Below are 12,303 nucleotides of genomic sequence, written 5' to 3'. Positions count from 1 at the left end.
GACGTATTCGCATGCCCACGCCTCCGCGATTCTTTCGCCAGTGGTCTCCCCTGAACTTTATACTATATGACGGTCGAATTGCACACTACCAATGAAAGACGTGCTCTCCAGAATCGGTATCGGGTCGGCCACAGTAGACACAGTGCTGCCGACAGAGACCGTCAGAGCCGGTGACTCTGTCCATGCCGAGATTCGCGTCGAGGGCGGATCGACGGATCAGGAAATCGACGCCGTCTATTTCGCGCTGGAAACGGAATACAAGTCCGACGAGGGATATAAGGACGCTATCATCGACCAGTGGCAACTCACCGAGCCGTTCACTATCGAGGCGGGTGAGGAACGTCGCTTCGAGACCACTATCGATATTCCCCGGAAGACGCCGGTAACCACGCGCTCGACCGCTGTCGAAATCGAGACGGGTCTCGATATCTCAATGGCGGTTGACCCCGGCGACGAGGATTACATCGAGGTCGAACCGACACACCGCACGCAGGCGGTGTTCGACGCGCTCGATTCGCTCGGCTTTACGCTTCATTCCTCGGCCTGTGAAGCGACGGCCGGGAGCCTGTTCACCACTTCGGCGAACTTCGTTCAGGAGTTCGAGTTCCGGCCCCAGCGCGGCGAGTTCTCCGGCCGGGTCGACGAGGTCGAAATCATCCCGGTGTTCGACGACGATGGGCTCACAGTGTACGTGGAGGTCGACCGCAGTGCCGGACTGCTCTCGGAGATGACTGACGCTGACGAGCGACACACGAAACTTACGATAGAAGCCCCTGACCCTGACACTATCGAGTCACAGCTCGGAGAGGCAATTCGGGAACTGAGTTAGTTCTCTGGCGTGCTTTGCCGCCCTCAGCCCCAAAAGGACTGTGTCCGCGCGTACTCTCGCTCCTGCCGGAGGATATCGCGGTAGAACTCGTCTTCGTCCTCTCGGAGGCGGTTGATGATGCGGGCGGCGTTGTGCGGCCCGACGCCGCGGGCGGCCAGCGCGACTACCGCCCGCTTCCCGTGGCTCTGGACCAACGAGCCCGAGCGATAGGCCCGCTCGGTCATCTTCTCCTGCTCCTCGTCCTTGGTGTCGGTCCGAACCGCCGAGACGACTTCTTCGGCCCAAGGATTCAGCGCGGCGATGCGAGTCGATCCACACTGCGGACACGACGGCTGGTCGCGCACCCGCTTGACCTGCTGTTTCCGGTCCCAGTCCTTACAGTGCAGGCACATGAGGATGACGCGGTCGCTCTGAATCCGCTCCTTGACGGTCTTGATGACGCTGGCGTCGGCGTTCTCCGGCGAGAGGAGTTCCCGCCCGGAGGAACTGCCGCCGGTCCCGATGGGCGTGTGCTCGCCCACCGTTTCGAGGGCTACGTCACCGCTCTGGATGTCCCGGAGGAGGTCGGCTGTCGCCTCGATGGCGAGGTCTTCGTGGCGCACCTCGCGCAGGGCCTCATCGTACATCGGCGTGTCCTCCAGCGCGGCCAGCAGACGGTCGCGGCCGAAGTCAGTCGAGCCACGGCCGCGCCAGCGTTTGAGCGAGCCGAACTTCGTCGCGACCTGTGCGAGTTTGAACTTCAGCGCGTCGGCGTTCTTGAGGCTGAGTTCGATCAGCGCCGGGAGGTGGTCGGGGTCAGTGTCCTCGATGACCTCGATGACGTCGCCGGCGGTGATACGCCGTGGGACCTCCAGCGTAATCCGGTAGGGGTCGACGTCCATCGCGACCGACGAGCCAGCCCGCTGGCCGAGCAGCGCCGAGAGGACTCGTCCCAGTGTCTCGTTGATCTTGTGGCCGTAGCAGGCGTTGACGATGACCTCCCGGCCGTGGAACTCCACCACGACCGTCGTGTCGTCGGGAATCGGTCCCTCGTGCTTCTCGACCTGCGAAAGGCCGTCAGCGACGGTCTCTGGCCCGGCGGCGTAGCGAGTCGCCACATCTCTGGCGACCGCATCCGTTTCCGCACCGTCCTGTAACTGTCGGCCAGCCACGCGGCGGAGTTCGCCGACCTCCGCGGCGACGGCCCTCGGGACCGGAATTTCCTGACCGACCCACGATGGGACCTCGCCGGCGGGGTCCTCGATAGGCGAGACAGTCACGACCTCCTCCTCTTCGTCGATGTTCGTGATGCGCCACATCTCCCCGCGCTGGACGAACACCTCGCCGGGCGTGGCGAAGTTGACGACGAACTTCTCGTCGAGGGTTCCGACCTGCTGGCCCGAAGCCACGTCTTCCACGTCGTAGGTGGCCTCGTCTGGGATCATCGAGAGGTTCTGATAGAAGTACTGCCACGTGCCGCGGCGCTTCTCCAGTGTGTCTTTCCCTTCGTCGAGCCAGATGACGTTGTTCGCCGCGAGTTCCTCGATCACTTGCTTGAACTGGGCCTCGTCGAGATCTCGGAACGGGTACGCCCGGGTCAGTATCTCGAAGGCCCGCATCGCCCGGATTTCGCCGGTGTCCATCACCAGCCCGGCGATTTGGTTGGCGACCGTGTCGAGGCTCCCGTCGTGGATTTCTGCCGGCTCGACATCGCCAGCTTCGGCCTGTCTCGCTATCGCCAGCGCCTCCAGCGTGTCGTCGGTGTCGGTGGTGACGACTGTGCCCGAAGACACGAGGTCGCGGCGGTGGCCGGCACGGCCGACCCGCTGGACGAGGCGGGACACCTGCCGGGGGCTGCCGTACTGGACGACGTGGTCGACGTGGCCCACGTCGATGCCCAGTTCCATCGAAGACGTACACAGCAGCGCGTCGAGGTCGCCGGCCTTGAAGCGGTCCTCCACGTCGATCCGCGCTTCTTTCGACAGCGAGCCGTGGTGGACGCCGAGGTCGGTCCCGAGTTCCTTGAACCGCGAGCCCAGTGCCTCGGCGGTCTGGCGGGTGTTGACGAACAGCAGAACGGACTCGTGGTCGTCTATCAGGTCCGCGATGTAGCGGACGTGGCTCGCGGTGCTGGCGTCGGTGACAAGCGCGCTCGACAGTTCCTCGTCGCGGTCGGTGATCTGGGGACGGACCACCTCGATGTCGAGCCGGCTGCCGATGTCCACCTCTCTGATGGCACACGTCCGGCCACCGGTGAGAAACCGGCCGACCTCGTGGGGGTCGCCGACGGTCGCCGAGAGGCCGATCCGCTGGAATTGCCCGGACAGCTCCCGGAGCCGTTCGAGGCCGACTGTCAGCTGTGCGCCGCGCTTGGCCGCGGCGAGTTCGTGAACCTCGTCGATGACGATATGTTCCACGTCTTCGAGCGCCGTCCGGAGCTTCGACCCGGTGAGCATCGCTTGCAGCGTCTCGGGCGTGGTCACGAGCACGTCAGGCGGGTCGTTGGCCTGCTTCTGGCGCTGGTAGTCCGTCGTGTCGCCGTGGCGAACGTCCACCTCCAGCCCTAGCGTCTCCCCCCACCAGTCGAGTCGCTGGCGCATATCGCGGTTGAGCGCCCGAAGCGGCGTGATGTACAGCGCGCCGATGCCAAAGCGGTCCTCAGATTCGGCCAGCGCGTCGAAGACCGGCAACATCGCCGTCTCCGTCTTTCCTGTTCCGGTGGGGGCGACCACCAGCGCGTCCTGCCCGTCGGCTAAGGCCGGAATCGCCTTCCGCTGGGGGTCGGTCGGTGTCGTGAAGCCACGCTCGGAGAGCGCACTGCGGACGGCTGGTCCGAGCGCAGTGAAGGCGTCATCGCCGCGAGCGACCCCGTCAGTCATCGCCTCTCACTAGCGACTACACCGGGTTAAACACGTTGTGTCACCCCCTCTCGTACGCCGTCGGTAATCAGAGCCTGCGAGCGTTGTGAGGGAGACGGGTACAGCCTTATGTCGCTGCCCCGGAATATGTGGAACTATGACTGACGCCTGTGCAACTGCGGCCGGTGATGGCCTGTGAACACGCTCGATGAGATCGAACGGGCGGTGAAGGATACGGCGCATTATGTCAGCGGCAATCTGGCGAACTACGCCAACAGATCGGCCGGCGAGAACCCAAGCGGGGAGCAACAGGTCGGTGGTGACGTGTGGGCCGACGACCTGTTTTTCGACGCCCTCGCGTATATCGACGGTATCGGCGCATATGCGAGCGAGGAGCGTAGCGACGTGGTCGACTGTGGTGAGGGCTACAGCATCGCTATCGATCCGCTCGATGGCTCCTCGAACCTCGCCTCGAACAACTCCGTAGGGACGATAATCGGAGTCTACGACGCTGAGCTGCCCGCGGCAGGCCGGGAAATGGTCGCGTCGCTGATGGTGCTGTACGGCCCATACACGACGCTGACTATTGCACGGTCCGACCGCGAGGTCGTTCAGGAACACCTCCTCCGAGACGGTCACAGCGAGCGCTGGGGGCAGTTCGAACTGCCGGCGGAGGCGACGGTGGTCGGATTAGCGGGCAAGACCGGCGAGCGAAGCGATGCATTCAATGATATCGCGCAGTCGTTCGAGCGGGACCTGAAGCTCCGTTACGGCGGCGCGACCGTCGCCGATCTGGCTCAGGTGCTCGAGTATGGCGGGCTGTTCGGCTATCCCGAGACGACGGGGTATCCAAACGGCAAGCTTCGAGTCCACTTCGAATCAGCGCCGCTCGCGTACCTCGTCGAGGCGGCCGGCGGGGCTTCCAGCGACGGCTCCCAGTCCTTGCTTGACGTCGAACCGGACGGCATCCACGACCGGACGCCCACGTTCCTCGGTAATACCGAACTGGTCGACGAGCTCGAAACGGCGCTCTCGGAAGTCTAGGCGGAGACGGACATCCGGGTCAGACCTGCCGGTAGGCCCCCAACCGCGTGCCATCGAGCAGGAACGCCTCGACATCTGTCATGCCCTCTGGCAGGAACGGAGCCAGAAATTCCTGCCCGTCGACGTTGACCCACGTCCCCCCGGAGCGGTCGTTAAACGCCGGGAAGACGACGATATCCGGTGTGTCCTCGACCGGCTGGTCGAACTGCTCGGCGAAGGGGCCGGCAACGAGCGAGCCGCGGAGCCAAGCCCGCTCCTTCTGAGTGCCGCCGACACTGTCTTCCAACCGGACGACCGGATGTTCGTGGCCGACACAGACGACATCGGCGTCGAGCACGTCCGGCGAAGGCCAAGTGTGGCCATGGGCGAACCCGACAGCACCGATACGGGTGCCATGTCCCGGCGTCACCTCGATATCGGCGTTGAGGTCAGACAGGACCGGCTCCAGACTGCCGTCGTGGTTCCCTTTCACCAGTGTCACAGGCACATCGAGGGTGTCGAACAGTGCTTGGAATTCCGCCCGTTCGTCCTCGAAGGGGTCGCCGATGGCGTGGCCCAGATCGCCGACGACCACTAGCCGGTCGGCCCGGGCGCGGTCCAGACACTCCAGCAGTCGTTCACGGCGGTCCTCGGCGGCCGACTGGAGTTCAACGCCCTCGTATCTGAGCCCCGCCTCGATGCCAGCGTGGTAGTCGGCCACCGCCAGCAGTCGCTCCCCGTCGGTGTCAACGGTAGCCGCTGGAACGTCGGGAAGCGGTTCGACACGCATCGCTCCTGTGTTGGCTGTCTGGCGAGAAAAGCACCGCGGCTCGGTTCCCGGTCGCTCTCGGAACCGGCTGTGAACCGCTGTTCGTGTTATATCGGCGTGAGCTTGCCGTCGTCGGGCTCGTAACACCGACCGCCCATCAGGGCGTCCTGAATGGCGTTGTCCACCGCGTCGGCGTCAGCCCCGTAGCGGTCGACGACCGCCGCCAGCAGTTCCTCGCGGTCGGCGCCGCTGCCGTCGTCGAGTTCGTCCATGACCTCCATGACGGCGTCTTCGATATCAACGTCCTCAGCGGGCGCGTCGTCACCGGCGGACTCGCCAGCGGTCGTCTCGTCGGCTCCGGCATCGGTCGCGGTGTCTGGGGTTTCTGCCGGGGCGTCGGTGGTGGCCGCATCGGCAGTCGGCTCGGGGGACTCGTCGCCGGCGGGTGCGCCGGGCGAGTCGGGCGCGGGCTCGGCGTCGGCGGCGTCCGCGGGCGCACCCGCCTGTGCCGCGTCAGCAAGGTCTTCTGGGTCCGGCGTTTCGATGCCGGCCTCGCCGGGCTCATCGACTTCGGTCCCGCTCTGGAAGTCAGTGCCGTACTCTTGTTCGATTTCCTCGCGCTCGCCGTCATCCAGTTCGAATTCGGTGTCGAAGTCGCCGAGGTCGTCGCCGTTGTCGGGTTCGGATGACGGTTCCGGCTCGTCTTCTCCCGTCGAATCGGTGTCTATCGCCGGCTCGCTCGATGCCGGAGATTCGTCCACGGGCTCGCTCGATGTGGGCGTTGTGGGTCCGTCGTCACCGGCGGTCGTCTCGTCGGCTCCGGCATCGGCCGCGGTGTCTGGGGTTTCTGCCGGGGCGTCGGTGGTGGCCGCATCGGCAGTCGGCCCGGGGGACTCGTCGCCGGCGGGTGCGCCGGGCGAGTCGGGCGCGGGCTCGGCGTCGGCGGCGTCCGCGGGCGCACCCGCCTGAGCCGCATCGGCATCCTCGTCTTCCGTCGATTCGGTCGCTTCCGCGTCGGCGGTCGTTGTCTTCGATGGCGACCCAGATTCGGCTGTCGCGTCGCTTTCTTCGCCCGTCGTCTCCGGGGTGGACTCGTCAGTATCGAGGTCGAGGGAGGCAAGCAGCGGAATCGGGTCGTCGGCCCCGTCGTCCGGTGACAGCGACAGCCCTGCCGCTTCGTCCGTGTCACCGGAAACAACGCGAGCGGCGTCGAGGGCTGTCGTTCGGAGCGCGTCGAGGTAGTCGCCGGTCGTGCCGTAGTGGTCCAGCGCGAGCGTGATGCCGGCCGCCGCGCTCTCGTCGATGCCCTGATCAAGCAACGCAACGCGGAGTTCGTCCCCGGCCAGACCGGTCTGTTTCGCGCTGGCCATCTGTCCGATGCGCGAGACGGTCTGCTCGGCGGCTTGGACGACCCAGCGGTCCCGCGTGTCCGCGTCGACTTCGCTGATGCTTTCGGGTCGGACCGAGGTGAACACCCGGTCACTGTCGTCGGGCTGGAAGGTGCGGGCCTTGCCCGTGACGGCGACGAACATCGGCGGGTCCGCGGCTTCGAGGAACGCCAGCTCGTCGGGCTGGTACTGGCCAGCGTAGATGACGAACGGGCCGGTCGGGTCCACGACACGGGCGCGCAGCACGTCGTCGTTGACCTGTTCGAGTTCGGTGAGGACGCCGACGAGGAACAGGCGGTTGACCCGCGCGCCGGTCGGCGTGACGACGTAGTTCGGCGCACGCTCCTCGTCGGACTCGGAGTAGGAGAAGTCGGCGTCGTCGAACTCCGCGGCGAACAGCCGATGGGCGACCTCCCGGCGGCCGGGGCCGCTGTCTCCGGACTCGCTCATGTGTCCGCCTCCTGTAGCAGGGCCTGCGCACGCGTCGCCGGGTCGTCGTCGGCCTCGGTAAAGGTCGAGGCAGTGAGGTTCGCGCCGTACTCGTCGACCGACAGTGACCCGCGGACGACGTACTCGCGGCCGACGATGCGGTCGGCGATGCGGTCAGCGACCACCTCTTTATCCATCGCGTCGCGGGCGTGCTCGCGGGCGTCGTCGAGGTCACCGCCGTACACTCGGGCAGTCAGCTCGTCGTCAAGTACCGCGGTGACGGTGTCGGTTCCATCGTCGAGAATGGCTTTCGTCCGCAGGTCGTCCTCGCCCTCGACAGCGCCGTGAGAGCGGCACTGGCCGTTCTGGACGACGCGGCCACACTCGGGACAGCGCTCGATGAGACCGGAGCCGTCCCGCACCTCGATGACGTTGCCGGCCAGCTCCACGTCGAACAGGCCGCCGCTCTCGACGGCCCCGCGGATCGACAGCCGCGGCGCGTCTTCGGCCACCTCGACCGTGCGGTCCAGCGCGGTCACTGCTGAGAACTCGGAGACGTTCACCGATGGTGCGCCACGGAACTCGCGGACGAACGTCTCTTCGAGGCGCACGGATGCGCCCTCCTCGATTTCATCGTGGGGTTCCCAGTCAGTAAAGGGGAGCCGGCCGCTCTCGTCGCCGAGGACGCCGCTGAGAATCGTCGTCTCGCCGTCGCGGCCGTCGATGACCTTCTGCTCGCACTCCAGTACTTGCACCTCGACAGTGATACCGCGGTCGCCCGGTGCGAGGTCCTGCAGCGCAGCGCGGCCACCGACATCGTAGTCGATGTCGAGGGTTTCGTCGACGACCTCGGGGTCGGTGCTGTCGCCCAGATTGAGCTCCGGCCGGCCGTCCCACTCGCGGACGCCGGCGTTGCCGAGCCGGACGGTCTGGCCCGGCTGGAGGTCTCCGGAGAAACCGTCCCAAGCTGTGTAGGATATCTTCCCCGTCTCGTCGGCGAGTTCGCCCTCGCGGATGACGTGCTGTTCCCCGTTGTACTGGATGGACCGGCGACCCGACGTGAGCACCACGGCGGTGACTGTCACGTTCGAGTCGTCGGTCGAGACCTCGCTGATGGCCTTGCTCGACGGCGTTCCGTCGTTGCCGGAGCTGCCATCGCCGTACTTCCGTCTGAGGCTCTGCTTGGCCTCGTCCATCGGGACGGAGTAGTTGACGAGGTTTTCCAAGTCGCGTGTGACCTCCTCTTTGTCAACACCGAGGTCGGAGGCGAGCTCCTCGGCATGGTCTTCGAGAGACATCGACCGACGGTTCGGTGGGAGCACTCAAAAGCGTTTTCGGCCAGCCGTGCGTGTCACAGTCATTCACAGCAGGGCAAAATCGCCCACAATTCTTATTTATGATACTGTAATCTCTCACGGTATGGGCGCTGACTGTGTTGGAACGTTTCAGACGGTCAAAAAATCCGCTATTGGGGATTCTCGGTTAGTTGGGATCGGCGATATCGACATTAATAATAGGCGCAACCTCGCGGGTGCCTGACGATGGGCAGTATGTTCGGATCGAAGCCGTCGGAAGCCCACGTCATCTGGCGGAGCGGGCGAGACAGCGGCGGCAAGAAGAAGTTCGATTTCGAGTATCTGGAACTGTGGGCCGCCCATTTCGGCGTCGACTTCGAGCAGTGGACCCGCGTCGACCACGACCGCGGTGACGAACCCCGCGAGCAGTTCGCCTGCGTGTTCCGCTGGTCGCAAAGCGGCGGGCAGGAACTCTCCGTCGGCGACGAGGAGTGGACGATGGGCTCTCAGCGCAAGCCTCGCACGTTCCTCGAAATCGACGAGGAAGGGATGGTCAGGCTCCGGGGCTGGACCAGCGAAACAACGCTCGATGTCGAGGAACTGGTACTGAAAAAGACGGTGCTGACGCTGAAAACTGCCGACAGCACAGTCAAGAAGCTCGATGTCCGGAAGCTCTCGAAGCGCCCTGAGACGCCCACCACCTGAGCGTAACCCAAAAGCCGTTTGGTCGGTCACCGGCACGAACGAGTATGCACGTCGTCGTCAACGCCGCCATGAGTGTCGACGGGAAGCTCTCTTCTCGCCGCCGCGAACAGATCGCTATCTCCGGCCCGGACGACTTCGACCGCGTCGACCAGCTTCGCGCCGACAGCGACGCGGTGATGGTCGGTGTGGGCACGATCCTCGCCGACGATCCTTCACTGACCGTCGACGACGCCGACCGCCGCGCTGCCCGGACCGACCGCGGCGACCCCGAAAATCCCGCGCGCGTCGTCGCCGACTCCCGCATCCGAACGCCACCGGACGCCACAGTGCTGGACGGCCGCGCCCAGACCTACCTCCTCGTCAGTGAAGCCGCGCCGCCCGATTTCATCGAGGAGATGGAAGAGGCCGGCGCGTACGTCATCGCCGCCGGCGAGGACCGTGTCGACCTCACAACGACGCTCGCGAAACTGGAGGGTGACGGTATCGACCAGCTCATGGTCGAAGGCGGCGGGGAACTCATCTTCGGCCTCCTCGAAGAGGCGCTGGTCGATGAGCTGTTCGTCTACATCGGTCCGAAGGTCATCGGTGGCCGGGACGCGCCGACGCTAGCCGACGGCGACGGCTTCATCGAGGACTTTCCGGAGCCGGAGCTGGCCGGCGTCGAACAGGTCGATGACGGCGTGTTACTTCACTGGCAGTTTTAGAACCTGCGACGGTCGGCGAAATTAGTGGTCGTGACCGGTCAGCTCGGCGAAGGACTGGCCGAAGCGCTCCTCGAACAGTTCGCTTGTCTCCTCTTCGAGCGCGACGATCTGTTCGTCCGGTTCGCCCTGCGCGTGGTGGACCGCGCTGTGAATCCGCTGGGTCATGCCGAACATCGCGATATCGCCGACGACCTGCGGGTCCGTCTCGTCCGGTGACTCTCGGAGGATGTCCACGAGTTCGCTCGGGACTGTGAGTTCGTCGCTCTCCTCGCCGTCGTCGATAGTCAGCGTGACAGTGTCAGTTGCCATGTCATTGACTCCGGGGGCTATCCTAAAGGGTCTGTGGATGTGGGGACGACCGCAGAAACAGGTGCGCTAGTCGTCGGCTTCCGCGGCGGCTTCGGACTCCGCCTCGGCAGCGGCTTCGGCCTGTGATTCGAGGTACTCGTCGGCGTCGATGGCAGCCTTACAGCCCATCCCGGCGGCGGTGACGGCCTGCTGGTAGTGGTAGTCGACAACGTCGCCAGCACCGAAGATACCGTCGACGTCAGTGGCGGTCTGGTCGCCGCCGGTACCGCCGTGGGTCTGGATGTAGCCGGTGTCGTCGAGTTCGACGCCGGTGTCTTCGAGGTAGTTGGTGTTTGGCGTGTGGCCGATGGCGATAAAGACGGCGCCCACGTCGAAGTCGAAGGTTTCGGTGTCGGAGTCGTCGAGTTTCTCGCTGGGATGGCCCTCGTCGTTCTGTGCGAGAGTGACGTGATCGACGCCATCCTCGGGGGAACCGTGCATTTCCAGCAGTTCGGTGTTCCGCATAATCTCGATCTCACCCTCGTCGACCTTCTGCTGGACGCGGTCGATCCAGTAGTCCTCGGCGCGGAACTCCTCGCGGCGGTGTGCGATGTAGACGGTGTCGGCGAACTTCGTGAGGAAATGCGCTTCCTCCATAGCTGCGTCGCCGCCGCCGACGACGAGCATGTCCTCGCCGCGGAAGAACGCGCCGTCGCAGGTCGCACACGTCGAGACGCCGTAGCCCATCAGGTCGTCCTCACCCGGAACGCCCAGTGTACGGGCACTGGCTCCGGAGGCGGCGATGAAAGCGTCGCAGGTGTAGACATCGCCGTTGGACAGTTCCACGCGGAACGGTCGCTCACTGTCGTCGATGTCGGCGACGATACCGTGTTCGAGTTCAGCGCCGAACCGTTCGGCCTGCTCCTTCATGTTGTTGATGAGATCCGGTCCGGAGAGCCCCTCTGGGAAGCCGGGGAAGTTCTCGACTTCGCTGGTCAGCGTGAGCTGCCCGCCCGGTTCATCGCCTTCTAGAACGAGTGGGTCGTTGTTGCTTCTGGCGGCATAGATGGCCGCTGTCAGTCCCGCTGCGCCCGTGCCAGCGACGATGAGTCGTCGGTGTTCGACCGATTCTGTCATTAGCCAAGTTAGACTACCGGGCCGTATTTAGCTTGTGTTGTCGTGCGCCGAACTCGAACTGTGACGACACGCTTAGGCCGCTCCCGAGGTTTGCTTGGGGTATGGCCGCCGATATCGAAGAGAAGACTGACCGTTATGAAGGACTGCTTGCGGACGCACTCGATGCGGCATCTGTCGCGCCACCTGAAGGGACGCCGATGCACGACGCCGCCCTAGAGTGCGAGGAGATGGCGGCGTCGTATCTGGCGGACGGTCGCCATTTCATGGACGACGACGATCTGGTCAACGCTCTCGCGTCGTTCTCGTACGGGCACGCGTGGCTGGATGCGGGCGCACGGGTCGGACTCTTCGATGTTCCGACTGAGGGGCACTTGTTCACTGTCTGAAACCACGGACTGACCGTCCGCCACTGGGTGCTGATAGCGGATTCTGCCGTCTACTACGTGTTTGACCCGCAGGTCGCTGTGCTATTGTAACACGCTGCTCCTGTCGCTGGCCGTGCAACCACGGTCGTCGCGATACCGGGCCGGGTGGGCCGGTGTTTCTGGCCGGAATCAGCGTCGATTGATCGCTCGCTGGCCCCTCTGATGAATAGATGCTGTTGTCACTGTACGTATATAGTACGTAATAATACCTAAATAATGTTAACTGGTAACATCGTTTTTTATATCCCATCACTCCCCCACGATGTGCGGAACCACACTGTGGCTCTCGCTGATCCGGTAACTCCGGGATTCGCTTGTTGCTCCCGACCGATCCGAGGCGGCTGTAGCAGGACGGGGTCCGGTCGTTCGGCGGTGCACCGACGGAGCCACACGGCACTGCAGTCCCTCAATTATTTGTTATGCATGGCAGGCAGCAATGACCACCAATGTTATGTACCCCTATTGGGAGCCATG

At 64.6% G+C, this 12,303-nt stretch carries 11 protein-coding genes; 5 read left to right on the top strand and 6 right to left on the bottom strand.

What is annotated here, in order from left to right:
* Positions 1 to 91 precede the first annotated feature (91 nt).
* Complete coding sequence (locus Har1129_RS06720; protein WP_151099960.1) at positions 92 to 829, top strand: sporulation protein; 738 nt, start codon at positions 92 to 94, stop codon at positions 827 to 829.
* Positions 830 to 852: 23 nt separating this feature from the next.
* Here Har1129_RS06720 and Har1129_RS06715 read toward each other — a convergent pair whose 3' ends face one another.
* Positions 853 to 3,687, bottom strand: coding sequence for a DEAD/DEAH box helicase (locus Har1129_RS06715; protein WP_151099959.1), 2,835 nt, complete (start codon positions 3,685 to 3,687; stop codon positions 853 to 855).
* A gap of 174 nt (positions 3,688 to 3,861) precedes the next feature.
* Between Har1129_RS06715 and Har1129_RS06710 the strand changes: the two genes are divergently transcribed.
* Positions 3,862 to 4,710: a class 1 fructose-bisphosphatase gene (locus Har1129_RS06710; protein WP_151099958.1), complete on the top strand. Its 849-nt coding sequence runs from the start codon at positions 3,862 to 3,864 to the stop codon at positions 4,708 to 4,710.
* 19 nt (positions 4,711 to 4,729) lie between these two features.
* On the opposite strand, the gene Har1129_RS06705 is transcribed toward Har1129_RS06710, so the two are convergent.
* From Har1129_RS06705 to Har1129_RS06695, 3 genes are all read right to left on the bottom strand, one after another.
* A complete protein-coding gene (locus tag Har1129_RS06705; RefSeq protein ID WP_151099957.1) occupies positions 4,730 to 5,479 on the bottom strand; it encodes a metallophosphoesterase in 750 nt (249 codons plus the stop codon).
* Between the two features lie 86 nt (positions 5,480 to 5,565).
* The gene (locus tag Har1129_RS06700) at positions 5,566 to 7,296 is read right to left on the bottom strand and encodes a hypothetical protein (protein WP_151099956.1); all 1,731 of its coding nucleotides are present in this window, start codon (positions 7,294 to 7,296) and stop codon (positions 5,566 to 5,568) included.
* Positions 7,293 to 8,573, bottom strand: coding sequence for a Single-stranded DNA binding protein (locus Har1129_RS06695; protein WP_151099955.1), 1,281 nt, complete (start codon positions 8,571 to 8,573; stop codon positions 7,293 to 7,295). Before Har1129_RS06695 ends, Har1129_RS06700 begins: the two co-directional genes overlap by 4 nt.
* A 243-nt stretch (positions 8,574 to 8,816) precedes the next feature.
* Here Har1129_RS06695 and Har1129_RS06690 point away from each other — a divergent pair, with 243 nt between their 5' ends.
* Positions 8,817 to 9,275: a hypothetical protein gene (locus tag Har1129_RS06690; protein ID WP_151099954.1), complete on the top strand. Its 459-nt coding sequence runs from the start codon at positions 8,817 to 8,819 to the stop codon at positions 9,273 to 9,275.
* Positions 9,276 to 9,319: 44 nt separating this feature from the next.
* On the top strand, positions 9,320 to 9,979 hold the full coding sequence (locus tag Har1129_RS06685) for a 2,5-diamino-6-(ribosylamino)-4(3H)-pyrimidinone 5'-phosphate reductase (RefSeq protein ID WP_151099953.1): 660 nt from the start codon (positions 9,320 to 9,322) through the stop codon (positions 9,977 to 9,979).
* A gap of 21 nt (positions 9,980 to 10,000) precedes the next feature.
* Here the strand turns inward: Har1129_RS06685 and Har1129_RS06680 are convergent, their stop codons facing one another.
* The gene (locus Har1129_RS06680; RefSeq protein ID WP_008308882.1) at positions 10,001 to 10,288 is read right to left on the bottom strand and encodes a hypothetical protein; all 288 of its coding nucleotides are present in this window, start codon (positions 10,286 to 10,288) and stop codon (positions 10,001 to 10,003) included.
* 66 nt (positions 10,289 to 10,354) lie between these two features.
* On the bottom strand, positions 10,355 to 11,404 hold the full coding sequence (locus Har1129_RS06675; RefSeq protein ID WP_151099952.1) for an NAD(P)/FAD-dependent oxidoreductase: 1,050 nt from the start codon (positions 11,402 to 11,404) through the stop codon (positions 10,355 to 10,357).
* Positions 11,405 to 11,505: 101 nt separating this feature from the next.
* On the opposite strand from Har1129_RS06675, the gene Har1129_RS06670 reads away from it, so the two are divergent.
* Positions 11,506 to 11,790, top strand: coding sequence for a DUF357 domain-containing protein (locus Har1129_RS06670; RefSeq protein ID WP_151099951.1), 285 nt, complete (start codon positions 11,506 to 11,508; stop codon positions 11,788 to 11,790).
* Positions 11,791 to 12,303 lie beyond the last annotated feature (513 nt).

It is taken from the genome of Haloarcula sp. CBA1129, from assembly GCF_008729015.1.
Taxonomy (GTDB): domain Archaea; phylum Halobacteriota; class Halobacteria; order Halobacteriales; family Haloarculaceae; genus Haloarcula.
Note: the sequence above shows the minus strand (reverse complement) of the source record. Positions and strands in the feature narration are given on the sequence as shown.